Consider the following 25,892-nt stretch of genomic DNA (forward strand, 5'->3'; position numbering starts at 1 on the left):
TTTTTAAAATACTTTTTGGTTCTTTTTTTAATATAATGGTTTAGATTTTATTTAAACCATACTATATATGGAACAATAATTTTCCGATAAAAACAATTAACAACTAACCCAGATGAACGGGATAAGTGCATTGGCGATACAACTAAACTTACGATTTCAAATTCAATTCCTGAGTTTCTTGTTTTTTTATGACAGGGTTTCAGGAGTAACGCACTAAAAACATAGTGAATACTGTAGAAGACCAGACCCGCCTCATCGACCTGACAAAAGAACTCATCAGAATCCCCTCTACCCACTCTAGTCCTGCGAAAATCCAGGAATGCAGTCACCTGATACAAAGCTGGCTCGGTGAAAAAGAGATCCAGTGCAGTCTGGTTGAACATAACGATGTTCCATCCATTTTAGTTCTACCCACCACAAACCATACCCCTGTGCTCCTCGTGAGTCACTTTGATGTGGTTGAGGCGGAAAACAGTGAACTCTTTACTCCGAAAGTAAAAAATGGCAGCCTCTACGGCCGTGGCTCCATAGATGATAAATATGGAGTAGCCCTTTCCCTTACCCTCTTTGATCAGCATCTCAGACGTCTCAAACAAGGTGGAAGATTCCAGGACGCAATGGGCTTTGGTCTTCTGATAACAGGAGACGAGGAGGTAGGTGGCGCCAACGGGGCCGCCAAGGCGATAGACCATTTTTCCACGGATTTTTTCATTACCCTTGATGGCGGCAACCCAGACCTTATTGTTACCAAAGAAAAAGGCAGTATACTCATTGAATTGAATGCCGAGGGCACATCAGCCCATGCAGCCCGCCCATGGCTTGGTGAAAGTGCCTTTGACATACTGACCCGTGATTACATTCGAATCAAAGAACTCTTCATAGGAGACCCGCTGGATCATTGGAAAAAAACGCTATCACTGACTCAATGCTCTGCTGGAACCTGTTCAACAAATATGCTCCCGGGTTCTGCCCGGGCACTTCTGGATATCCGCTATACTGAAAAAGATGATCCAGATGAAATTATTCGTCTGATCAATGATGCTACAGTTTCCACTATTGACGTCAAAGCACTGGAGCCTGTGTTTTCCAGTGGTAAATCTCCCTACCTTGATCAACTCATTGACTGCTCAAAGGGAGCAAAAATCGGCCGCGAACATGGGGCCTCGGATGCAAGATATCTTTCAGGCAGGGGAATTCCCGGAGTAGTTTGGGGTGCCGATGGTGAAATGTCCCAGCATACTGAAGATGAACATCTTGTTATTTCATCACTCTTTGATATATATGACCGCTTGGATAGATTTCTTATCAATTTGAACCACTAACACCTCACCATAGACGACACTTACAGCACTGCTCACATGAATATTGAACAACTCACCCACCCATTTCTGGAAATTAATCAGCTCATAACATCCCCCAGTCAGTCATGGTGTTTTTACGGTGAGAATTCCAGTGGCATAAACAATTTTTTACAGCTTCTTGAAGGCCGACTCACAGATGTCACTTCTGTAAAGCTTGAACTTGATCCAGATCCCGGCATACTATCATTTCATGGACAACAGGAGTTGTTTGAAGAAGAACTGAGAAACGATGACACCGATTTTCTGGATAGGATTGATCCAGGCACCACCGCTGCCACATTTCTAGGTTCCCCTGAAAAGGTGTCCAGCCTGCTCGCAGCCTTTAACCTCAACGACTGTTTAGATACGGGTTTACGCCAGCTCAGCTCAGGGCAAAACCGCAAACTTGTCATGCTCCGAGAGGTCATACGTGGAAGTCGTACAATAATCCTGCAAAACCCCTTTGACGGTCTCGATATGAGCAGCTGCACCGAACTCAACCAGGCATTGGAGCAACTATCGGTGCAGGGCGTCTCTATTATTATTCTCGTCAACAGTTTGCATGACATTCCCGCCTGGTGTTCCCATATCGGTTTTTTTGAGGGTGTGCACCTCAGTGAAATTGGACCTCAAGAAACTATACTGGAAAAAATTAAGAAAACAGTTGAAGCTCCAGCGCATCACGCAGCAGCACCCATTGTTAATTACAATAAAGATGATGAGAATTCGTCTGGCCCTTTGGAGTTGATACGACTTAAAAATGGTTTTGCAGGATACGGAGGGAAACCCCTCTTTGAAGGACTTGACCTGACAATTAACCGTGGAGATCACACCCTTGTATATGGAAAAAATGGTTGCGGCAAATCGACCCTTTTAGACATATTAATCGGTGATAATCCTAAGTGTTACGCAAACGACCTTCGCCTCTTTGGTAAACAGCGGGGCTGCGGGGAATCAATCTGGCAACTCAAACAGCAGATGGGTATCGTCTCACCATCTCTGCACAGGGATCATCGCGTACCGGGTACGGCCTTACATGTTGTACTCTCAGGCCTCTTCGACTCTATTGGACTATATGAGAAAGTGAGCACGAACCAGATTCAGCTGGCAAAGAGCTGGCTCACCTGGCTTGACCTTGAGCGATTAGCCGATGTCCCATTTAAGCGTCTTGAATTTTCAGAACAACGGTTAATCCTCATCGGCCGGGGCCTTATCAAAAAACCACTCATCCTCATCTTGGATGAAGCCACCCAGGGCCTCGATGACAAAAACAGATACAAGTTGCTGGATCTTCTCGATCTCATTGCAAAAGAGCAACTCTCAACCATTTTATTTGTCAGTCACAGGACAGATGAATACAGACCGTTTTTCACCCAGAAGATTCAACTCGACAGATACAATGTATAAAGCCACCCCATGGGGAAATCAATAGCTCCCCTGAAACCATAGCCCATCCGGAAGAGGTTGAAATGAACAGTGACGAATTAAGCTCAGCTGGTTACCTGCAAGAACTCTACAACAGCACCCAGGGCAATATCGAAGCACAGGTCTCCATGTATGATATTGGGCTCAACATTGGCATTGATAAAGCTGAAGCTGGCCGAGTTGCAGAAGGATTGATGGTTCAGGGATTGATTGAGTTGAAAACCCTTGCTGGCGGTATAAGCATTACTGAAGAGGGGCTTATTTCACTTGGGATCACGCCACAGAGTGAGAATACTCCAGACGAGCAACTCACCTTTAGTTCAGAACTCATTGCAAATGATAGTGATCGTGATATTTCAAAAAAATTCATCACGGCAATACAAGCTGAGTTAACCAAAGAGAATCTCGAATACACGATCATTGAACAGATAGTTCTCGACATTAAGGCCATTGAGTTACATCTCATATCTCCCACACCAAAAACTTCTGTTCTTCTAGCTCTTTTCCACTCCATTGCACACTGCTTTACCAATGAAGAGATTCTTTCTCGTACCGGTTTAACAATACTCTCTCAAGAAATAATCAAGCAATGAGGCCTCAACACATATCTCATTTCAAAAACACGTAACGTTAATTGGGATGAACAGCGTCATAAGAAGAGGATAATTTATGAAAACCATAGGCCTACTTGGTGGGATGAGTTGGCAGTCGACCCTTGACTACTACAAACAGATCAACAAAAAAGTTAATACCAGGCTCGGCGGCTTCCATTCTGCTAAAATGACCATGGTGAGTGTAGATTTTGCTGGACTTGAAAGTGCCATGGGTACAGGTAATTGGGAATTTTGCGCCACAACACTCATCGATGCGGCTCTATCTGTTGAAGGTGCAGGGGCGGATTGCCTCTTGATCTGCACCAACACCCTCCATAAGGTTGCCCCGCAGGTGGAGGAGGCAATTAACATTCCGCTCCTTCACATCGCAGACGGTGCCGGCCAATCTCTTGTTAAAAACAATATTAGTGCTGTTGGTTTACTTGGAACCCGCTTTACCATGGAAGAAGATTTTTATTCATTACGTCTTGCTGAAAAATACGGTTTGCAGGTCTTTACCCCGAATTCTGCAGACAGGGCGACCGTTGACAATATAATTTTCAATGAACTCTGTCAGGGGGAGATTAATACTAATTCACAAGCCGAATACCTACGAATAATGGACGACCTGAGAAATCAGGGTGCCGAGGCAATACTTCTAGGCTGTACTGAAATTGCAATGCTGGTCAGCGAAAATCACACAGACATTCCACTCTTTGACACAACAGCCATCCACACGAGTATGGCTGTGGATTTTAGTCTATCGTAAAAGAGCCGCTTGCAAAAAGGCTCAAAAACAAAAAACACCTTACCATTGACGAAGTAAGGTGCCTTTAAATGTAACTCAAAAAAGTCGCTACGATTTTACAGCGACCTGAACAGCGAGAAGAGACTCTCCACGGATCACGCCTTTGACCCGTATCTTTTTGCCAACCAGCGGTTTAATCCCGTCCCCTTTAAGAAGAAACGTTCCCCGGTTAGTTGTAATGGCAATTCCATGCTCTCCCTCAAAAACGAGGCCTGAGAACATGCTCTCCTGAGGTATTATAAGTTGACTTAATGGTTCTCCATAGTCCTGGCTCGTTGAGACACCATCTGATTTTGCTGCCACAGCAACCATCCCCATGGCACCAAAACTGGCGAGCAACAGACAAGTGACTATATGTTTCATTGATCCTCCATTATTTTCAGATACAGTCATGTTCAAATATAAAAGAATTCTTAATTATTTCAATTCACAAGCAAGGCATATGCCAGCATTCTTTTTCACATAGATTCGAGTTCTTAAGTTAAGCTGAGTGATTACACGATCAGAAAAAACGCAAAAATTGCCCTCACCACCCATTACTGTGCGCAAACTATGCACACCCCAAAGTCACACCAACCCAAGTCCACACAACTATCCTATTTAACAGAATTTTTCAATGGAAGAAAAAGTGCTACTTTCAACCTCTTGCACAAAAAATTTTCTTTTATACAAATGATGACAGCTGGTATGAGCTTTGCTATAACTAACCCCGATAATGAAAAATATCAGCAAGGACTCAGCTCAATAACGGTGAGCGACGTTTAATGGAAAAACTCTCGAATATGACCAGTAATGGGTTTTGTTTATAACATATTTTCTGGAGTAGGCACTACTTTAAGAGCACACACCACAGATGGCATTTAAAACTGGCATAAAACAGAAGCTTTCCCTGATTTTCTTCCTCTTCTTCCTGATCTTTACAGGTACAGTGGGAGTCCTGCTTTATAACGTCCAGAGTATGGTTCAAACCACAGAGCATATTGTCACCACCAACAACAAGGTCGACAAACTTGCAGATGTCATGCTTTCAAGTCTGTTTGATATGGAGGCAAATCATAAAAAACTTATAATCCTCAAAAAACCACGATATTCAGAATATTTTGTTGAAGCCAAGACTGACTTTGAAACTGCACTAAACAATGTTGTAGAGCTTGCAACCGATGATGGTAGTGGCAAGATATGGCACGAACTCGAATTCAGTTACTATCGTCACAGGGAAGGCCTGTGGAGCGAGGGTGAGATCCCTGAGATTGGCAAAGATTGGATCTCAGATAAGATTGTCTCTCTCTGGCAAGGTAAAATTAGTAACGCTAAATCCACAAACCAAACTGAGATAGAAGCAGCCCTGCACGAATTAAACAGCAAAAGCCTTATCAGTGTCAGAAATGGTCTATTTGGTTTTTGTCTTTCTGTGCTTGTCGGTCTTTTTGGTCTCTGGTATATATCACGCTCGATTTTTTCCCCACTTAAAAAACTCACAACAGGCCTTAAAAGTTTTACCCAGAGCAAGGTGCACAAGCCTATCACTCTACGGGGTGGTCAAGAGTTTAACGAACTCGCCACGGCCTATAACGAGATGAGCCATCAGCTCACGGAAGAAGAAAATATCCGAAATGAGTTTATCGCAACACTCAGCCACGAGATACGTACCCCACTCTCTTCCATCCGCGAGTCTGTTAATATGATTGTGGAAGAGGTCTTTGGTCCTGTAAACAGTAACCAATCCAAGTTTCTTAAGATTGCCAGTGTAGAGATACAAAGAATCAACAAGCTTCTTAATTACCTCCTCAACGTTTCAGTACTCGAGTCTGGTGTTCGAAAAAAAGCAGCATCCAAGGTACAACCTGATACGCTGGTTCAACATTCGACAGAGGTGTTTGCTTCCTTTGCTGAAAAGAAATCTGTCCAACTCAAAATAATTAATCCCAAAAAATCTCCGAACCTCTACGGCGTTAAAGAAGAGTTACAACAGGTATTTATTAACATTATTGGTAATGCTATTAAATTTTCACCAGAGGACAAAACAGTTTATGTCTCCTGGGAAATTAAAACCGAAGGGTTTATTTTATTCCATGTCACAGATTTTGGCCCAGGAATAAATGAAAAGGAGATTTCTCTCATTTTCACACGGTATTATCGAGCAAAAGATGTTCGGGGGCATCTCGACGGCGTGGGATTAGGCCTTGCTATATCGAAAAAAATTGTGACGAGTTACGGAGGAGAGATTAAAGTAGAAAATAATAAGGCTGGAGGTTGTACCTTCTCCTTCACCTTGCCGTCGTGTAAATAAATTTTTACAGTGTGTTCATAGGGGTACCAAGTTACATGAGATCTTTAACTATCAGAAATATCCTTTTACGCCTAGTGACCTTGCTTTTTATGGTCATTGGCACTTCCTCCTGTACTAGTTTTATCGCAAGTTTTGATTTAGTACAGCCCCAGGAGGAGGTCAAAAACACCCAGGCTTCCGCCGATATACTCTTTATTAACGGCGATTTTGAAAACGCACTTCTAGAATACGAGCAGATATACGAAACAGCACTTTCCCACGAAGACAGAAATTCGGCTCTCTACGGCCTTGCATGCACCCAGATGATGCTTGCAAATAGTGATTTGCAGCTCATTGAAGCCATAGACAATCTGCTCAGATGGGATGCCAACAAAGGCCCGTCCCCTTTTACAGAAAACCGACATCTACTCACTCTTGCTCTACGACAACAGAGTTACCTGATACAGCAAAAACACGTTGCCCTTGCAACCCGCGAGAAACGAAAAAACAATGTTATCGCCTATCAAAAGAAGAAAATATCTCAAATGTCCACGACCCTGAAAAATCTGCAAAACCAACTGGAAGAGCTGGAAGAGATAGACGAAACCTACCAGGAAAAAAGAAAACCTCTATGAGCGAACCTAAACATATTCTGATTGTCGATGACGATCTCACCCTACTTGAAGTTATGCACGCAAGACTTACCGCTGCAGGCTATAAGGTTGACAAGGCCCCGAATGGCAAATCTGCACTCAAATTCATGCAGAACCATTCAATAGATCTACTTATCTCTGATCTTAAGATGCCTGAAATGAGCGGCATGGAACTTCTTGAAAAAGTAAAGACAGATAACCCGTATCTTCCAGTCCTTTTTCTCACCGCCTACGGCACAATTTCCGGCGCGGTTGATGCGGTAAAAGCAGGTGCCCTCGACTACCTGACGAAACCCTTTGAGGGAAAAGACCTCATCACCATGATCCATAACATCCTTGGCAAACCAGGAAAGGCAAACAAGGAGCAGATTGACTCCACAGGTTTTATCTGGGGTGTGAGCAAGGAAATGGAACGGGTTAAGGAACTCCTTAAAAAAGTTGCTGGCAGTAACGCCAATGTGCTTGTCCTTGGGGAAAGTGGTGTCGGTAAGGAATGTATTGCCCGCCTGCTCCATAACTTTAGTCCTCGTATTAACGGGCCCTATATGGTTGTGGATTGTGGTTCTACACCGCCTGGTATCCTCGAGAGTGAACTTTTCGGCCATCTGAAGGGATCGTTTACCCATGCAATCAGCGACAAGAAAGGACTCATCGAGTCTGCCGATGGTGGAACGTTATTCCTCGATGAGGTAGGCAACATCTCAGCCGAGATGCAGAGCAGATTACTACGGTTTTTAGAAGAGCGTACCATCCGGCAGGTGGGCGCTGTGAAAGAAAAAATCGTCGACTGCAGAGTTATTGCTGCAACCAACTCAGATCTCAGACAGGACGTAGAAGATGGTAAGTTTCGCCAGGATCTCTACTACAGGCTCAAGGTCGTCACTATCCTCATCCCACCCCTTCGCGAGAGGATTGATGATATTCCTGAACTGACCAGGTATTTCGTTAATAATTACACCACCACCAACAATCTGCCTCCCATTGAAATACCAGATGAAACGATTTCATGGCTGCAGTCCATTGAATGGCCGGGTAATGTTCGGGAATTAAAAAACGCCCTTGAGACCGGTGCAATTTTATGCAGGAACAATGTTATATTACCCGACGACCTTCAGCTCGAGCCTTCTGTATTTTCAACTCCCAAAAAAAATGAAGAGAACTTCTCCATTGAGGAAAGCGAAAAAGAAGCGATCATCAGAGCACTGCGCCAGACAAAGGGTGTAAAAAAGGAGGCCGCTGAACTTCTTGGTATCAGCCGTCGAGCTATTCAGTATAAATCAAAAAAATACGGTCTGGATTCCGCTGATTTCAAGAAATAGAACCAATATACTAACAGTTCGAAGAAAAAGACAAAAGGCCCATCAGATCAACTCTGATGGGCCTTTTGTTTTCTATCAACTTCAAGCTAACCCCGGCATAAACAGAAAACTAACCGGGACTCAGTTCAGTACCCCCTCGAAGTCTTACGCTTACCCGAGGGGGGTAAGTACTTTCACTAAACAATTCTAGTTAAAAAACTAGGATAATTTCTAAAGTACTAACCAGCCATTTTCAGGCCATCAGAGACATCTCTCTTGATCGCCTGACGTCCGTCGTAGGGTCTCATAATATCACGGGGGCACTTCGTGACACACGCTGTCTCACAACTTGGGCCATACTCAATACATGCCTTATGGTCAATTTTAACCACATTGCCTTCATAGGCCACCGCATCGGCAGGACATGCTTTGACACACATCTTACAGCCAATACAACCAACTCCACAGACGGCTTTTACATTCTTGCCTAGTGCCTTGGTCATACAAGGTACATAAACGCGTGCCTTTAATGTCTGTAACTCAATGATTGCCTTAGGACACGCTTTGACGCACATACCACAGCTCACACACTTGTCAGGGTTGACCACAGGAAAGTTTTCAACCATATCGATGGCGCCAAAAGGACAAACATCAGCACACTCTCCAAGTCCCATACAGGCATACTCACAGGAGGAAGGTCCACCAAAACTGAGGTTGGCTGCAGTACAGGAAGCAAAGCCATAGTACTCATGCTTATGGCTCACTTTGCCCTCTACACGGGAACAGCGTACCAGTGCGATCTGATCTTCCACCACCGCCATTTTCTTACCGGTGAGTTCCGCTATCAGATTTGCAACGGGCTCCTTACCAGGAAAACAGAGGTTTGGTGGAACATCTGGGTCGTTTACAACCGCAATGGCATATCCTTCACAACCAGGATAACCACAACCACCACACTGGGCAAGCGGCAGAGACTCTGTAACCTCCTCAATGAGAGGGTTGACTTCCACTGCGAATTTATGGGCAGCAAGTGCCAATCCAATACCGAAAAATAGGCCAATACAACCAAGAAGTACCAGACCGCCTAAAGCTAATTTAATTAATGCCGGATCCATATCTTATTACTCTCTAATGAAATCTATGGGAATCTTTCTCTACCCTGATCTAAAACAACTGTAGACCAGAAAATCCGAGAAATGCCATGGCAAATTGTCCAGCGACGATAAAGGCGATGGGAAGGCCTCTATAGGTTTCAGGAATATTTGCAAGTGCCATTCGCTCACTCACTGAACTCATGAGATAAAGAGCCAGCAGAAAGCCACCACCCGCACCAAGTGCGAGCATAAATGTTTCGTAAATATTGTAGTTGTTATTCGCTACAATCAGTGGAACCGCAATAATTACACAGTTCGCAATAACCAGAACCAGGAAGACTCCAAAGGAGTTAAACAGAACCGGGTTAACCTTTCTTAAAATTGTATCCACCGCCTGTACCGTAAGCGATACAAGACCAATAAAGATTACAATCTGCAGGAAGTTAAGGTTGTATGGAATAAGAATGAACTGATAGAAAAACCATCCCATAATGGCGGAAACCACCATAACGAGGGTAAACACAATTCCCATTCCCTTAGCGGTCTCTTTCTTTTTGGAGGTTCCAAAGAAAACACAGAGACCGAGGTACTTTGTGAATACAAAGTTATTAATAAGAAGTGCAGAGAGCAGGATACCAAAAAGATAACCAAGATACGACTTACTCACCTTAAAGATGGTCTTATCTACTCCACCAATTCCCTTAACTTCTACCACGTGGGTCTGGGCAGTGTTCAGTGCGTCCTTAAACATAAGAGACGCGACTTTACCATCTTCAGACAGGGTAGATGTTTCAAGTACCAGTCTGATATCAGGATCAGGTTCTTCATAGACGGTATAATTTGCGACATCTTCTGCCACCGTCTTATCAACTTCTTGAGCAAAGGTTACAACTATTTCATTGTCACCTTTGAATGTCTGCTCGGCGATTAAACCCTCAGCCTGCACATTAAACGGTGCAAGAAAGAGTGCCAGCAGGGCCAATATCGATATTTTTGTCTTTGTAAGAGTCATCATTTTAACCCTTTAGTACGCTTGTAGAATATTTCAATCCAGTTAAAAAACGCCATCATCACACCAACGACGAAAAAACCGGCACTTGGAAGGATAAAAAACAACAGTGGTTTAAATCCTAAAACATCGTAACCAAGGATCATTCCAGAACCCATAAGCTCACGGAACGCTCCAATTACCATCATACCTACCATGAAACCAAGACCCATTCCGAGACCATCCCAGAAAGAATCACTTACAGACTCCTTACAGGCAAACATCTCAAGGCGCATGGTGATAATAGCAAAGGCAACAATGAGTTTTACAAAGATACCCATCTTCGCATAGGCCTCTGGCATATATGCAGCCAGTACCAGATCGATTACCGTAACCCAGGTCGCAATGGTCAGGGTGTAGGTAGGAATACGAATCCTTGGGTGAATTACATTTTTAAATAGAGAAATAGTTACACTGGAGAACACCTGTACAAAAAGTACAGCAATACCCAGCATAACACCATTCATCACCGTGGTAGAAATACCAACGGCAGGACACATGGACAGCGCCAGCTTAAAAATCGGATTTTCGCTAAGAATACCCCGGCTGATCAACTGCATGCTTGATTTGTCATTTGCCACGTCGACTTCCTCTCACAAGAATTAAAACGAAACAGCCAGTTGCTGTTCTTGAAGAACCTTATCCAATACGTTAATCCGGTAAGCAAACTTAGTAACAATACCTTTCAACCCATTGGTTACTGCCTTGGTTGAAATAGTTGCACCGGTAAGAGCGAAGACATCTTTGCTCTTATACTGCTCTCTGAAAGCAAGGGTCTCTTCTTCAGAGAGCTTTCCATTCAGAGCCTTTAAGTAATCAGATGGGATAGGAGCTTTTACAACATCGATAGTCTTCATAGCCTCAAACGGCTTGCCCTTGAGCTGATTCTTGAAGTAGTCCTGCTCAATTTCAGCACCAAGACCTGGATCCTCTTCATGCTCTAAAACCTCAAAGCCGACCATTGCAAAGTTGGGATCAACAGCTAGCATTACGTTAATAAAGGTTTTGAAACCCTGGAATTTCCCACCAAGGAGATAAGCAATGCGAGCACCATTATCGGTGACGACAATGGTCTGGTCTGCAAAAAGAGCGCTGTATCCGGCTCCGACCACATCCTGAACGGCCTTATTGCGAAGCTCAGCTTCCAGTGCATCTTTTTCTGAGATTTCAACCGGCTTATTTTCAATCATCTTGCCATCAAGATCCACGTTAACAAAGAGAAAGCCACCTTTGTCTCCGTGTCCTGCTGGTAGGAGGTATCCGATGGACTGACTATCATTTCCGCTGATCACATAGCGATATACTTCATGCATAGCTACGGTATCCGGGACCTTCACATCACCCTTATAGCCGAGCAGTTCATACATGACCTTCTGCTCTTTGACATGCTCATTATGCTTTTTTGCATTACTGGTAAAGATAAAACAGACACCCATAACAGTTGCCGCAAGCAGGCAAGACAGTGTGAGACGAACAACGATTGTGATTATTTCTTTCATTTCGCACCTCCTACGGGGGGAGCAAAACGCTTCTGCTTAAACCAACCGTCAAGAACAGTACTAATTGGGTTCATAAGTAATATCGCGTAACAGATACCCTCAGGATATCCACCTTTGAGTCGGATAAGGACAGTAAGAGCTCCGATTCCAACTCCATACGCAATTTGAGCTGACTTATTTGATGGGCTTGTTACATAGTCGGTGGCCATATAAAAGGCACCAAGGATTGCACCACCAGAAAGAATGGCCAGCAGTGGATCTCCACCAAAGTATCCTTCCCCGCCAAATATCCAGGTAAGAACTGCAATGGACCCCAGGGTTGCAACAGGAATCTGCCAGGTGATATAACCACGATAGAGAAGATACGCGCCACCCAGGAGCAAAAGGAATCCAGAGGTTTCACCGATACAACCTGGTCTCCATCCCATGAAAAAGCTACCGTAAAGGCTAAATCCTGAGCCAAACATCTCAGTAAAGGCGGCCATTCCCTGCTCTTTCATCACCGCAAGCGGTGTAGCAGTGGAAACTGCATCAACGGAGGCACCCATGTGGGAAAATATTGCAAACCCATCTAAAGGTGGGAGCCAGGCAGAAGTCATTGCAACCGGAAAGGATGCCAGGAGAAAGGCTCTACCAAGAAGTGCCGGGTTAAAAAAGTTGTAACCAATTCCACCAAGCAGGTGTTTGCCAATATATATAGCAAAGACCGCTGCAAGAATAGGAAGTAGTGGGGAGACTCCTGGTGGGATGACAAAGGCCATCAACATACCGGTGAGCACTGCACTACCATCTTTAATTGTTACTGGTCTTTTCAACGCCTTTTGGCTAACTGCTTCGACCACAACACAACTTACCACAGACACTGCTGTTATAAACAAAACCTGGATGCCAAATACAAACACTGACAAAAGCAGTGGTGGTACCAGACATGCCACAACAGTCCACATAATTTTTTCGACAGACTCACTGCTCTTTACATGGGGGGAAATTGATACCTTCCACATGTTTTGAGCAACTGCAGTCTGATCTTCTGACGCTTGCTGTTTGATCACGACTCTCCTCAAACCTCCAAGTTAACTTACATAGCCCACAAGAGGGGCAAACCATTGAATACCTTACAAATAAATTTATGTGTTTTATGACATAAATTAATCTGCGAACGGTACTTATCCATTTTTTCGGGTAGACAAACAGGTCCTATACGCGTTTTCTATTGCGGCCGTTTTGCCTTCATTTTCGCCATCCGAACAAACTGAACCAAGGGTCGCTTAGCCGGACAAACATAGGCGCATGAACCACATTCAAAACAGTCAAAAACACCAAAAGGCTCAGTCTCTTCACCTTTATTTGCCTCGACATAGATACCAATCTCTTTTGGCTCAAGTCCCATGGGACACGCATCAAGACACCAACCACACCTAATACACTGGGAGTGGGGTCTTGTATCAACCTCGTCTTCTGCCAGAAACAAAAGAGCAGATGTGGTTTTGGTGATCGGCACATCTAAACTTGAAATAGCAAAACCCATCATTGGCCCGCCCATGATCACCTTCTTCAATCCAGGCTGCAAGCCACCACAGTACTCAACGATATCGCTGATTTTGGTACCAACTTTGACGAGTAGATTTGCAGGACGCTTAATACCTTTTCCGGCAATAGTGACAATCTTCTCATAAAGCGGTTTACCGTATACAACACCGTCATATACAGCTTTTGCTGTGGCAACGTTTTGAACAACAACGCCAACAGATGAAGGTAGAGCCATGGCAGGGACTTTCCTACCGGTAATGGCTTCAATGAGTTGCTTTTCAGACCCTTGCGGATACTTAACCTGCAACGGCTGCACCTCAATGGTGTAACCTGATTCAGCACCCTCTTGGGCCGCTTTACTCATCATCTCGATTGCATCGGGTTTATTACTTTCAATTCCGATATAACAGGTATTGATTCCAAGGATCTTTAATATGATCTTGGCACCCTCAATAATATCAGAAGCGTTTTCAAGCATCTGACGATGATCTGCCGTGATATACGGCTCACACTCTGCACCATTCAAGAGCAGTGTATCAACAGGCGATGAGGACGGTGGGTTCAGCTTCACATGGGTAGGAAAACCTGCACCACCCACACCAATGACTCCCGCTGCATGCACTTTTTCAAGAAGTGCTGCACCATCAACATCATGCCAATCCTGCTTTTCGTACTGAGGCGCTTCAGCGTCTTCAGCAACAGCAATGGTAATTGAAGGAACACTCATGCGCATTGGATGCGTTGAAGTTCCGATATTCTTAATCTTTCCAGCAACGGGGGAGTGCAGAGGAACACCGAGACCCTTGGTAACTTCACCAATCATCGCGCCCTCTGTAATCTCTTCCCGTTTACCTACTGTCGGAGCACAGGGTGCACCGATATGCTGACCTAGAATAAGTTCCAGCTCTTTAGGGACAGGCATAACCTCAATGGCAAGCCCCTCAGTTTGCGCCTTAAATTCGGGCGGATGCACTCCGCCTTTTGCAAAAGTAAGCAACGGTTTCATAAACAATTAATTCTTCAGTTAATTGGATATAGCTGTACAGCTCTCACTATATCGATATTCGATTCCCGTATGGAGAGTCCCTTAGGACAATCCGCCATAATACTTCATAAACTGTGTACGTTCAAAGACAGCAGGATCTGCAGCCTTTTCATTACTAAGTTTCCCTCTGAAGTCTCCAATGGAGTCAAAGGACTTCTCATCCATCCACTTCTCCAGACCCTCAAGGATCGTTGCAACTTGTCCCATGCCGTTTTTATAAACAGTGGAGACAATCTGAACCGCAGTAGCACCAGCGAGTAACTGTTTGACAACAGCTTCATGGTCATGGATACCAGTGGAAGCAACCAGATCTTTTTCAATAATGCCGGAGAGAAGAGCAATCCACCTGAGCGGTTGAGTGCCTTCAGCAGGATTACTGAGCAAATCAGAAGACTTCACCACCATTTTATCCACATCAATATCAGGAGAGTAATAGCGGTTAAAAAGAACAAAACCTGCAACCTTATCAGTCCAGCTGAGTTTTTGAATGAGGTTTGCAAGTGCTGCAGAATAGTGGCTCATCTTCAACGCCACCGGAATAGAAACCATGTCACTCACTGCACTGACAATGTCTACATACTGCTTTTCGTTCTGTTCACTTGTCTGATTAGGATTTGAAGGAAGCAAAGACACGTTAAGTTCAATAGCATCTGCACCTTCATTTTCAACAGATTTTGCAAATGAGGTCCATTCTTTGGCTGAAACACAGTTGATGCTCGCTATCACTGGAACATCGACTTTTTTCTTTGCGCCAGCGATGAGTTTGAGGTACGCCTCAACCTCATTACCCCTCGTATATTCACGTACATAATCTGTTGCGCCAGGGTAATCAGTTGCGTAGTCTTCAAGGTTAGCTGATAAATCGGCGAGAATTTGTTCTTCAAATAACGATTTCAGAACAATAGCTCCGGCTCCGTTCTGAGCCAACTCTTCAATTTTATCAACTGAATTTGTAAAACCGCAACTTCCTACTATTAGGGGGTTCTTCAGATCCAACCCAAGGTACGTCGTTGAAAGATCTTTCATATCGTCCGGTTCGTTCTCCATTAAATAAATTTCCCCTGCCTAAGGGTAGAGATGCACTCACCCCAGACAAACGGTTTTGTCAGGATTGCACTCAACAAAAGTTGCAAATTGACATATAGATCCATAACATCATGCGATTTCTAATAGGTTTTCATAGAAAATCAACTACATTTTTTTGTGCAATATCGCAAAACTGCCTAATTACTGATTATTAGTATTGATATTTTTTTATCTACACCCTCAGGTTTATGGCAAAACCCTTATCGCACTGTTTCGTTGTGCATATTATGCTCAATGTTTACCTTCCCCCGCCACAACACAAGCCAGGCAGCGCCTGACACAGGTATTAAAGCAAACCGCCTCACCAACTTGCCTTCTCTGCACAACAGCGCGCCTATTCAATTTTCCACTAATCTGATCATCTATTTTGCTATTGTTACTATTTTCACGGCTTCTCAGAGGGTAGTTTTTTACCTTTGCCACCTTAATCCCAGCATATGCAAAACCAATGAGGTACCAGAAGAACAACAAATAATTAGGCACTTAGTCTAAGTAGCTCCTTCAACGATGAAAATACAAACCCTTGCACCAGGAAAATATTAAGCCAGATGCAGCAATGGCATCAGCAACAAACCAATATTAACCATTTGGCACTCTCAAAATACAAATTTCCGCCCTCTTCCCATGAAGAATTTATTGTTCATACCCCAACGACACTACCCACAATTTTCCACGACAAATGGAGCAGAAACGAGGTCACTATACCACCAAAATCTGCTCTACTTAGACCCTGTATTATTCATTGACTTACAATCCCCACTCATCTTCACATTGGTATTACCTTTAAATTTTACAAAATCCCCCTCAGCCTCCCGCACAATCATTACGATAGGCAGCCAGCAATCAAGGATGAAAGTGTTGCAATCCAGCACAGACGCTCTATAATTTGCTATTGGTACTGTGAGCAACGCAGACTACTCGCTGCTTTAGGTATTGTCAGTGCCATGGATTACAGAAACAATTATTATCCACAAACAAAATCGAACCACAGGGATACTATGAAAATTGCAGATTACAAAGAGGCCCCTGCACATCAATTTAATAATGATGCAGTGCAAGGCGTTACGGGAAGGGTTGTTATAGGTAAAGAGGATCAGGCAAATAATTTCTGCATGCGTGTTTTCACAGTGGAGCCTGGAGGTTTTACCCCAAGACATTCCCATGAGTGGGAACATGAAGTGTTTATACATTCAGGGATAGGTAAGGTTTATCAGGATGGAGAATGGCGCGAGGTCACCAGTGGAACCGCCGTTTTTATCCCTGGCAATGAAGAACATCAGTTTATGAACGGAGGAGGGGAAGACTTCGTTTTTATCTGCATGATCCCATCGGGGGTAGATGAGATCTAACCCTGGTACCCCTTGGAATATCGCAGATCATAGCTCAACACCCTTCGGAGTCTTATGCTGACCTGAAGGGTGTAGTGACCTGCGACTATAATTCATCTATATTTAAATAGTTCTTTTTAGGGCTTTGCCCCACACAACCTTCTTGTTCTACAAAATGGTCTCGTAACCATTTTCCCCTTTGCAGGATTATCTGGTATTATATCCATAATAACTATAATGATACCTAACCCCGACAAACAGGATAAGCACCTTGTGAATTACTCATAACAATGAATTTACCTCAACTCAGTTTATTTGTTTTTTATGACAGGTTTTCCTGAGTAAGGTACTAAACCTCATGATAATCGACACGCATTCTCTATATTTTTTTAAGGCTGGCCTACTGCGACTACTACTCCCTGTAGCTTTAATACTGCTTTTTTCTATTACTTTATCAGAGGCCTCCAGTAACAAGAAGAATGTCCTGTTTCTCAACTCGTACCACAATGGTTACCACTGGTCGGATGGCTTACTAAGAGGAGTGCGCACTGTCCTTGGCAACAGTGAACATAAGATAGATCTGCAGATTGAGTACATGGATGCTAAGAAGTTTTCCTACAAAGAGGTATCCCACAACTTACTGGCACTCTACAAAAAGAAATTTCGGACCGAAGAGTTTGACATCATAGTAGTCTCGGACAACGACGCCTTAAACTTTGTCAACGAATACAGAGAGCAACTCTTCCCCGATGTCCCTGTTGTATTCTGTGGTATCAACGACCTCAACGATTCAGACCTTTCCAGTGGCAATATCACTGGTGTTGTAGAAGTCTTTGACTTTATTGCAACAGTCAAGGTGGCCAAGAACCTGCATCCCGAGAGAAATCGACTGATTGTATTAATCGATGACTCCACTGCCGGCACAGCCATTCGAAAACAGGTTGAAAAAATATCCACAAATTATGACACCGGACTTGAGATTGAATACTGGATTCAACTGAGCCTCCCTGAAGCACAAAGACGGGTAAGCGAACTCCCGGAAGACACCATGCTTTTCATCGCACCCTATTACCAAACCACCTCCGATGGCACGTTTTACACCTCTGAAGAAATAAGCGATGCTATCTATCAACACAGTTCAGTCCCCATTTATACAGCCTGGGAATTTATGGTGGGTTACGGTGCAGTTGGAGGACGGGTACTCTCTGGATTTGAGCAGGGAAAAACAGCTGGCAATATGGCCCTGTCAATTTTGAATGGAACTCCTGCGCATGAGATAGAAATTATTAACAAACCTGGGGGAATATATCTCTTTGACTACAACGTTATGCAAAAGCTTAAGATTGATCAGTCACTGCTTCCCTTAAACAGAAAGATCATTAATCAGCCAGCGGCCATCTATTCAATCTCCAAGGATTTATTCTGGACAATCATGATCAGTCTCTTCCTTCTCCTCATTGCTCTCATCTCAATGGCTGTTGCAATGATCGAAAGAAGAAAGGTGGAGTTAAAAATTAAAGATCAACTCACCTTCCAGGAAACGCTGATGGATACAATCCCTCAACTTGTTTCCTGGAAGGATCTTGACGGAAAATACCTTGGAGCAAATAGCGCCTTTACTGCCTTCTTTGGTATCAAGAACACCCAGGGTGTTGTCGGGCTAACCACAGAAGATCTCATTGGAGACAATGATTACGCAAAATGGTCCACCAAGGTTGATCATGCTGTACGTGATAGTCAAAAATCATTTCGTAAACTGCGCCGCCACGTTACCGATCAGGACAACAATGAGGCCTGGGTAGAGGTCAACAAGGTTCCACTGCGAGGCCAGGGCGGCAGACTGCTTGGAGTTCTATCAACTGCTGAAAACATAACAAAGGAGCAAAACCTCGAACGTCAATTGCTCCAGTCACAAAAACTCGAGGCCATTGGCACTCTTGCAGGTGGGATCTCACATGATTTCAACAACATTCTCACCTCTATAATTAACTCAACAGAACTTGCCATTGGTGATATCACTCCTGGTACACAAACTGAAGCAGACCTCAACAGGGTACTCAAGGCTGCCCGCAGGGGTGGTCAAGTGGTCCAGCAGATACTCTCTTTCAGCAGGCCCTCCACAGAAGGTTTTCACTCCACTGATCTTACAGAGATTGTAAGGGAAGTTGTCCATCTTATGGCAGCGTCTACTCCTGCGAACATCGAGGTACTCTCACATATTGAAGAAGATCAGGATTTCTTTGTCCATGCTGACCCGACTCAAATGCACCAGGCAATACTCAACCTCACCACCAACGGGTACCATGCCTTAAGAAAACACGGTGGAAGTCTACGGATTGGTCTCACCAAAACCTACCAGAAAAACGAGGAAGACAAATCGGACTCAAGCGAACCCAAACAGCTTATAAAGCTTTCGGTCGTGGACGATGGCCCAGGTATCCCAGAAGAAATAATGGATAAAATTTTTGACCCTTTCTTCTCCACCAAATCTAAAACTGAAGGAACCGGGCTTGGCCTTGCAGTGGTACACGGCATCATCCTCAACCACCAGGGTTCGATCAAGGTAATGTCAGAACCCAATAAGGGGACCGTATTTGAGATCCTCCTTCCGGCAGTCAAAGGAAAGGGTAAACCCTTATTACAAAGTAAAAGCAACAGCCCAGGCCAGGAAGGATCCATACTCTTTGTTGAGGACGACCCGGACCAGTTACAAACAACACCGCGACTCTTAGAAGAAATAGGGTTCTCTGTCACAGCCCTGCAAGATCCATTAGAAGCCCTCAAACTGGTATCGTCAGGAACGAAACATTTTGATATACTCATTAGTGACTTTGATATGCCTAAAATGAGTGGAGCTGAGCTTGCGAAATGTCTGCCGGACCTCCCGGTCATACTTGTCTCTGGCAGAGAAGATGCCCGACTTGCGGCTCAGGATTGTCCGAACATATTCAAGGTGATCATAAAACCTTATCATAAATTAGATCTCACCGAGAGTCTTAGCGGGATCTGGAAAAACAAATGAAAAGCATGACCAATATACTCGTAATAGATGACGACCTCGAAGCCTGCGAAACCATGGTAAGCCTCATCACCCGTCTCTCTTACAACGCTGACAAGGCCCACACCTTGAGCGCCGGGATCACCCGTGCCCAAAATATGGAGTACGATCTCGTCTTTCTAGATGTCTTTCTGCCCGACGGAAATGGCCTCGACATCTTGCCAGACCTTATGGCCATCCCCAATCCCCCTGAGGTCATCATACTCACCGGCCAGGGTAACGCTGACGGGGCTGAACTAGCCATCAAAGGTGGAGTATGGGATTATCTTCTAAAACCGACCTCCGTTAAGGATATTACCCTCAGCCTCAACAGGGCGCTAAAGTACCGCAAAGAGAAAAAGGGTGATGCATCCCATCCAGATGCAGTTATTGAAGAAGTAATGGGCATCAGCCCTGAAATCCGTGCAAGCCTGAAACTGGCCAACAAGGCAGCGAGATCTGACAGCAACGTACTCATTACAGGGGAAACCGGCACAGGTAAAGAGTTGTTTGCTTCTGTGATTCACAAGCACAGCAGGCGAGCACCTTCAAACTTCACAGTTGTGGACTGTACGGCGCTCACCGAATCCCTTGTTGAGTCGACACTGTTTGGCCACACCAAGGGGTCTTTCACCGGGGCCCAGCAAGACAAAATTGGTCTTGTAAAAGCCGCTGACGGAGGCACACTTTTCCTTGATGAAGTAGGCGAGATGCCGCTTAATATTCAGAAGGTTTTCCTCCGTGTACTTCAGGAAAAACAGTTCAGGCCCATTGGTTCTACCAAAGAACAAACGAGCAATTTCAGACTCATAGCCGCAACAAACAGGGACCTTGATCAGATGGTGGAAGATGGGGAGTTTCGGCGAGATCTTCTTTTCAGGATTAAGACCATGCGCCTCCACCTTCCTCCTTTGCGCCAGAGAACCGGAGACATCCTTGAGCTGACGACCCATAAATGCAATCAATTCTGTCGAGAGTTTGGTCTTGACGCAAAAGAGTTCAGCAATAACTTCCTGGATACACTAAACAACTATAGTTGGCCGGGTAATGTTCGCGAGCTGTTCAACATGCTGGAACGAGCTGTTATTGATGCTGGGAATGAGGCTACCCTGTATGCTGTTCACCTGCCAAGAAGTCTCCGCATTGAGGTGGCCAAGAAACAGATCTCAAGCTATGATGGTTCCAAAGATACCGACTCAAATATCGAACAATCAACTCCTCTTGCTCTCGATATAGGGCAACAGATATTCGAAGATATTTTTGACAGACCTCTCCCACAGCTCAAAGAATTCAAGTGTGCAGCGGAAAAAACATACCTCAGCGAACTGCTCCGACAATGCGATGGAAACATGCAGAAAATCATGGAAACATCAGGTCTTTCCCGCTCCCACTTTTATTCACTCCTTAAAAAGTATAATCTTTCTCACTAGCTGGAAGAATATAGCCAAGACCTGGAAACACATTTTCAGCTTTCCCATCCAAGACACCCACCCGCCTGTCCAGTTTTTAGGACTGCTAATAGTCCAAATTATTTCAACTACTTAATTACCAGAGGACCTCTTCAGGCCCACCTCCACCCCGCCTCTACCAAGTCAGATGTCTTTTTTTTCAGACACGGTGTTTCATCGAATTTTATAGTGTTTTTCCACATACCTATTTGACCAAATCAACCACCAGCGTATATTCCATCCAATTTTCAAGTCCTCAGCACCAGTGCTTCGGTGTCTTTTTTCCCAGACTCAACCTATCCCCCTTAATGCCCCCACACCCCGGTACAACTGCATACCACTACTATAACGTCATATAACGCCAACCAACTCTAATCGGCATGATATATGCATTAGACCAAGCAGGATCGGCACTTTTACTACATTCCTTCAGACACACACCTGATTACGTGATGAACCTGAAAGAGTGTTGACGGTGCCAAATTGGGAGCAGTGCATCACAAGATGTACTGAAAGTATCATTTTTAATTGAGGAGTTATTAATGAAGAAAATCTTTACCATCGGTCTCACCTTACTACTCACCACTGGACTCACCTTGAGCTCAGCAACCGCTGCCAAACGTGAAAAGTTCGGTAGCGACCCCCGTCATGCTGAAGCCAAAAGGGTTAAGTTCAAGCCATCCACTGAAACAATTAAGTGGAAAATGGTTATGCCCTGGTCTAAAGGGCTGCTCTTTTATGATGTTGCTACTCACTTTGCTGACTCCGTAAGACTCGCTTCTGCTGGTCGTCTTAACATTAAGCCTTTTTCTGCAGGCGAACTCGTTCCTGCAATGCAATCCTTTGACGCTGTTGCTAAAGGTTCCGCTCAGGTAGGACATGACTGGCCTGGATACTGGAAAGGTAAGAATGAGGCTTTCGTTGCCTTTGCTTCCGTTCCTTTTGGTCTTGATGCTGAAGGGTATAACATCTGGCTCCAGGAAAAAGGTGGTTTGCAGCAGATGCAGGACCTCTACGGTCAGTTCGGTCTTTTCGCACTTCCTGGTGGACAGCTCGGTCAGGAAATGGGACTTTTCTCTAACAAGCGCGCAACTAAAATGGAAGACTTCAAAGGTATGCGTCTTCGTACCCCAGGCTGGTTCATGGATATCATGAATAACCTCGGTGCTTCAGTATCTCCACTACCTGGTGGCGAAGTATATCTCGCTCTTGAGCGTGGTGTTATTGATGCTGCTGAGTTCAGTTCTCCTGCAATCAACTACCCAATGGGTTTTGACGAAATCACCAAGTACGCTATTCAGCCTGGTGTTCATCAGCCTGGTATCCAGTGTGCACTCTTTTTCAACCAGAAAGCATGGGAAGAGCTTCCAGAAGATCTCAAATGGATCGTAAAGATCGCTGCTGCTGAGACCCAGGCATGGTCCTACAACTGGATTAACGCTCTGAACGCTGAAGCGATCAACAAGTTCAAAGAAAAAGTTGAAATCGTGAAGATGGATAAAGAGACCCTCATCGAGTTCCGTAAGGTTGCTAAGACCTATCTTGATGAAGTGAAGACCAAGCACCCAGATGTTAAGAAAGCCCTCGACAGCCAGGAAGCATTCATCGAAGAGTACTCCGTATGGCGTGAAGCACGAGGTGGCGCTACTCCTTGGCCATATGAGACTTACATTTCAGGTCAGATTACTGAGTAATTTTTAGCTCAATTGCACCAGCGCAACACCAACCCTCTTTAACGTATTCAAGAGGGTTGGTTAGCCAGGGTTTCATCTGTTCAACCATGTGACATAAGGATTCTGTGATGTTCTCAAAAATATCTGACGGCATAGACACATTCACCAGGAAACAGGGTGAATTGACCTCAATGCTTATACTTCCCCTCCTGGGTGTTGTTATTTACGAAGTTATTATGCGTTACGGTTTCAACGCTCCCACCACATGGGGTTTTGAGGCCACCGCCTTTCTGTACGGTATGCACTACATGTTTGGTATTTCCTATACTGATGTCAAAAAAGGACACGTACAGGTTGATATCTTTTCTTCACTTGCACCAGAGAAAGTCCAGGCTGCACTCAGAGCAATTACAACTGTTGTTCTCTTTATGCCGGTTATGATCTGTATGACCGTATCCGCCAGCAAGTTTGCAATCAGTTCTGTTGAAGGTCTGGAAAGGAACTCCACAAGCTGGGCTCCTATTATCTACCCCTTTAAAATTGTTATGGCCCTCTGTTTTGCAATGCTGTTGCTGCAGGGTATTTCCAATCTCATAAAAGACCTGCAGGTTCTTTTTAACAACGATAAATAGAGGTTAATCATGAGTCCTGAAATGCTCACAGTGGCCATGTTTGGCACACTTATTTTCGCAATTACCCTGGGCCATCCACTGGCCTACACCCTTGCTGCTGTCGCGACCCTCTTTGGTCTTATTGATAACGGCTGGGACATCGTTGGCCTCTTTGACATGTTTTCCAATAATGCATGGGGCCTTATGAACAACTACGTACTGGTTGCCATCCCCCTCTTTATTCTGATGGCCCAGTTGCTTGATCGGTCAAAGGTAGCCGATGAGTTATTTGAGACGCTCTTTGTTGTCCTTGGTGGACTTAAAGGTGGACTTGGTCTTGCGGTTGTTGTTGTTTGTACCGTATTTGCTGCCACCACAGGTATCATCGGAGCCTCCGTTGTTGCCATGGGACTCCTTGCAACACCTGCTCTCATGAAAAAGGGATATCAAAAGGAGATGTCTGCAGGTATCATCTGTGCCGCAGGTACCCTCGGTATTCTTATTCCGCCATCTATCATGATGGTTGTGTATGGTGGACTGACCGGAATGAAAGAGACCTCTGTCGGTAACCTCTTTGCCGGTTCCATCTTTCCGGGTCTGCTCCTTGCTTCACTCTACTTTGTTTACATCCTTATTCGCTGTAACATCAATCCCCAGCTTGGACCTCCTATCTCCAAAGAAGAGGCTTCTAACTGGACGGCTACAAAGAAAATTGTAAAGACCTTAAAGTCACTGATTCCACCAATGGCTCTCATCCTCGCTGTGATGGGAACTATCCTCGCAGGTGTTGCTACACCTACTGAGGCCGCTGCCCTTGGTGCTCTTGGTGCTCTTATTCTTGCTATTGCCAACGGAAAGTTCAACTGGACTGTTTTAAAAGAATCCGCCCATGCCACCATGTCGACTACTGCCATGGTTATGATGCTCTTTATTGGTGGTAAATTCTTCTCCACCGTCTTCCTCTCTATGGGTGGTGGTGATGTTGTGGCCGACGTCCTTGTTGGTTCAGGCCTTTCTAAGTGGACTGTACTCCTCATCATGATGGGTATTGTTTTTCTTATGGGAATGTTCATCGACTGGGCTGCAATCCTGCTCGTTACTGTTCCGATCTTCATGCCCATTGCAACCGAGATTGGTTTTGATCCGCTCTGGTTCTCCATCCTCCTGTGTGTGAATCTACAGACTTCTTTTCTCACACCTCCTTTTGGTTATGCTCTCTTTTACTTTAAAGGAGTTGCCCCGGAAGGTTATACCATGGGCCATATCTATAAGGGTATCTTGCCGTTTGTTGGATTGCAGATCTTAGGTCTTTTTATTCTTGGGCTCTTCCCAAGTATCGTAACATTTCTGCCAAACATCTTCTTTGGCTGATACAGACGAGATAAAGAGCAGTATTCAAATGTACTGCTCTTTATAAAGCACCCCTACATTGTAATGACTTAGATATTCATTGTTTTTGTACTGAATTTACGTAGAGCACTAATCCCTGGCTCGCAACCACTTGCCAGGCTTACTTAATTATATAGATAGAAGGATACACAGAATGACTGCGAAGTATCAAAATGCATTTACCGAGATTGCTAAACGGGTGGGTGCTGAAATCACACAACTGGATAGCCTCGAAGAGGTAGCCAAGTACATCAGTAACATCACTAAGGGCACAACCTTGGTGCCAGAGACCCCCCTTGCACAAAAGCACAACCTCAGAACTCTTCTGGCAAATGAAGGAATTGAGGTTTTTACAGATGACTTTCGTACGGCAGGACACGTACCTGAAGCCGGAGTCACTTTCTGCAATTTCTGTATGGCAGATAGTGGCACTGTAGCCCTTGAGTCCACAAACGAAAGTATCCGTCTTGCTACCACCCTCCCTGAAGTACATTTTGTCATTGCAGATCCTGCCAAAATCCTTAAGGACAACCTTGCTGCTGTACCCACTATGACTGAACTTCACCAAGGCGACGATCCTCGCTTTGTCGCATATATCACCGGCCCAAGCCGTACTGCTGACGTAGAAAGAGTACTCACCATCGGCTGCCATGGTCCCAGAGAGTTACATATTCTCCTGGTTAACGACATTTCCAGCGATCTGATGGAAAATTAATAG

Annotated in this window: 23 protein-coding genes; 14 read left to right on the plus strand and 9 right to left on the minus strand. The window is 44.6% G+C overall.

Translation table 11 applies throughout. The annotated features are described in order from the left end of the window. The first annotated feature begins 224 nt into the window (after positions 1 to 224). The 4 genes from ACX6CI_RS16945 (at position 225) to ACX6CI_RS16960 (ending at position 4,127) form a co-directional block, all read left to right on the plus strand. A complete protein-coding gene (locus ACX6CI_RS16945) occupies positions 225 to 1,322 on the plus strand; it encodes a M20 family metallopeptidase (protein ID WP_458774835.1) in 1,098 nt (365 codons plus the stop codon). A 36-nt stretch (positions 1,323 to 1,358) separates the two neighbouring features. Further along, positions 1,359 to 2,747, plus strand: coding sequence for an ATP-binding cassette domain-containing protein (locus ACX6CI_RS16950; protein WP_458774836.1), 1,389 nt, complete (start codon positions 1,359 to 1,361; stop codon positions 2,745 to 2,747). 62 nt (positions 2,748 to 2,809) lie between these two features. Then, a complete protein-coding gene (locus tag ACX6CI_RS16955; protein ID WP_458774837.1) occupies positions 2,810 to 3,358 on the plus strand; it encodes a hypothetical protein in 549 nt (182 codons plus the stop codon). A gap of 76 nt (positions 3,359 to 3,434) precedes the next feature. Then, on the plus strand, positions 3,435 to 4,127 hold the full coding sequence (locus tag ACX6CI_RS16960) for an aspartate/glutamate racemase family protein (protein ID WP_458774838.1): 693 nt from the start codon (positions 3,435 to 3,437) through the stop codon (positions 4,125 to 4,127). An 87-nt stretch (positions 4,128 to 4,214) separates the two neighbouring features. Here ACX6CI_RS16960 and ACX6CI_RS16965 read toward each other — a convergent pair whose 3' ends face one another. Further along, positions 4,215 to 4,529, minus strand: coding sequence for a hypothetical protein (locus tag ACX6CI_RS16965; RefSeq protein WP_458774839.1), 315 nt, complete (start codon positions 4,527 to 4,529; stop codon positions 4,215 to 4,217). A gap of 490 nt (positions 4,530 to 5,019) precedes the next feature. On the opposite strand from ACX6CI_RS16965, the gene ACX6CI_RS16970 reads away from it, so the two are divergent. The 3 genes from ACX6CI_RS16970 to ACX6CI_RS16980 are packed head-to-tail and all read left to right on the plus strand — an operon-like array spanning position 5,020 to position 8,407. After that, positions 5,020 to 6,456 (plus strand): ATP-binding protein, encoded by a 1,437-nt coding sequence (locus tag ACX6CI_RS16970; RefSeq protein WP_458774840.1) that lies wholly within the window; start codon positions 5,020 to 5,022, stop codon positions 6,454 to 6,456. 35 nt (positions 6,457 to 6,491) lie between these two features. Further along, a complete protein-coding gene (locus tag ACX6CI_RS16975) occupies positions 6,492 to 7,070 on the plus strand; it encodes a hypothetical protein (RefSeq protein ID WP_458774841.1) in 579 nt (192 codons plus the stop codon). Beyond that, positions 7,067 to 8,407 carry a sigma-54-dependent transcriptional regulator gene (locus ACX6CI_RS16980; protein ID WP_458774842.1) on the plus strand — a complete coding sequence of 447 codons (1,341 nt, stop codon included), beginning with the start codon at positions 7,067 to 7,069 and terminating at the stop codon, positions 8,405 to 8,407. Before ACX6CI_RS16975 ends, ACX6CI_RS16980 begins: the two co-directional genes overlap by 4 nt. A gap of 218 nt (positions 8,408 to 8,625) precedes the next feature. On the opposite strand, the gene rnfB is transcribed toward ACX6CI_RS16980, so the two are convergent. From rnfB to ACX6CI_RS17020, 8 genes are all read right to left on the minus strand, one after another. Beyond that, positions 8,626 to 9,501, minus strand: a complete 876-nt coding sequence (gene rnfB, locus ACX6CI_RS16985; protein ID WP_458774843.1) for an RnfABCDGE type electron transport complex subunit B — start codon at positions 9,499 to 9,501, stop codon at positions 8,626 to 8,628. A gap of 49 nt (positions 9,502 to 9,550) precedes the next feature. Beyond that, on the minus strand, positions 9,551 to 10,495 hold the full coding sequence (locus tag ACX6CI_RS16990) for an electron transport complex protein RnfA (RefSeq protein ID WP_458774844.1): 945 nt from the start codon (positions 10,493 to 10,495) through the stop codon (positions 9,551 to 9,553). Next, positions 10,492 to 11,109, minus strand: coding sequence for an electron transport complex subunit RsxE (rsxE, locus tag ACX6CI_RS16995; RefSeq protein ID WP_458774845.1), 618 nt, complete (start codon positions 11,107 to 11,109; stop codon positions 10,492 to 10,494). The genes ACX6CI_RS16990 and rsxE overlap by 4 nt, the downstream gene beginning before the upstream one ends. A gap of 21 nt (positions 11,110 to 11,130) precedes the next feature. After that, positions 11,131 to 12,027, minus strand: coding sequence for an FMN-binding protein (locus ACX6CI_RS17000; RefSeq protein WP_458774846.1), 897 nt, complete (start codon positions 12,025 to 12,027; stop codon positions 11,131 to 11,133). After that, the gene (locus ACX6CI_RS17005; protein ID WP_458774847.1) at positions 12,024 to 13,079 is read right to left on the minus strand and encodes an RnfABCDGE type electron transport complex subunit D; all 1,056 of its coding nucleotides are present in this window, start codon (positions 13,077 to 13,079) and stop codon (positions 12,024 to 12,026) included. The genes ACX6CI_RS17000 and ACX6CI_RS17005 overlap by 4 nt, the downstream gene beginning before the upstream one ends. A gap of 158 nt (positions 13,080 to 13,237) precedes the next feature. Next, the gene (gene rsxC / locus ACX6CI_RS17010; protein ID WP_458774848.1) at positions 13,238 to 14,563 is read right to left on the minus strand and encodes an electron transport complex subunit RsxC; all 1,326 of its coding nucleotides are present in this window, start codon (positions 14,561 to 14,563) and stop codon (positions 13,238 to 13,240) included. 81 nt (positions 14,564 to 14,644) lie between these two features. Further along, positions 14,645 to 15,649, minus strand: a complete 1,005-nt coding sequence (locus ACX6CI_RS17015) for a dihydroorotate dehydrogenase-like protein (protein WP_458774849.1) — start codon at positions 15,647 to 15,649, stop codon at positions 14,645 to 14,647. Positions 15,650 to 15,919: 270 nt separating this feature from the next. Next, positions 15,920 to 16,171 (minus strand): hypothetical protein, encoded by a 252-nt coding sequence (locus ACX6CI_RS17020; protein ID WP_458774850.1) that lies wholly within the window; start codon positions 16,169 to 16,171, stop codon positions 15,920 to 15,922. A 515-nt stretch (positions 16,172 to 16,686) separates the two neighbouring features. On the opposite strand from ACX6CI_RS17020, the gene ACX6CI_RS17025 reads away from it, so the two are divergent. From ACX6CI_RS17025 to ACX6CI_RS17055, 7 genes are all read left to right on the plus strand, one after another. Next, positions 16,687 to 17,037: a cupin domain-containing protein gene (locus ACX6CI_RS17025; RefSeq protein WP_458774851.1), complete on the plus strand. Its 351-nt coding sequence runs from the start codon at positions 16,687 to 16,689 to the stop codon at positions 17,035 to 17,037. 337 nt (positions 17,038 to 17,374) lie between these two features. Continuing rightward, positions 17,375 to 20,038, plus strand: coding sequence for a hybrid sensor histidine kinase/response regulator (locus ACX6CI_RS17030; RefSeq protein ID WP_458774852.1), 2,664 nt, complete (start codon positions 17,375 to 17,377; stop codon positions 20,036 to 20,038). 5 nt (positions 20,039 to 20,043) lie between these two features. Beyond that, positions 20,044 to 21,483, plus strand: coding sequence for a sigma-54-dependent transcriptional regulator (locus ACX6CI_RS17035; RefSeq protein WP_458778480.1), 1,440 nt, complete (start codon positions 20,044 to 20,046; stop codon positions 21,481 to 21,483). 560 nt (positions 21,484 to 22,043) lie between these two features. Continuing rightward, the gene (locus ACX6CI_RS17040) at positions 22,044 to 23,195 is read left to right on the plus strand and encodes a TRAP transporter substrate-binding protein (protein WP_458774853.1); all 1,152 of its coding nucleotides are present in this window, start codon (positions 22,044 to 22,046) and stop codon (positions 23,193 to 23,195) included. Between the two features lie 107 nt (positions 23,196 to 23,302). After that, positions 23,303 to 23,806: a TRAP transporter small permease subunit gene (locus ACX6CI_RS17045; RefSeq protein WP_458774854.1), complete on the plus strand. Its 504-nt coding sequence runs from the start codon at positions 23,303 to 23,305 to the stop codon at positions 23,804 to 23,806. Between the two features lie 9 nt (positions 23,807 to 23,815). Beyond that, complete coding sequence (locus ACX6CI_RS17050) at positions 23,816 to 25,156, plus strand: TRAP transporter large permease (protein WP_458774855.1); 1,341 nt, start codon at positions 23,816 to 23,818, stop codon at positions 25,154 to 25,156. 172 nt (positions 25,157 to 25,328) lie between these two features. Further along, complete coding sequence (locus tag ACX6CI_RS17055; protein ID WP_458774856.1) at positions 25,329 to 25,889, plus strand: LutC/YkgG family protein; 561 nt, start codon at positions 25,329 to 25,331, stop codon at positions 25,887 to 25,889. Positions 25,890 to 25,892: the final 3 nt, after the last annotated feature.

This window comes from Desulforhopalus glucosivorans, assembly GCF_054397165.1.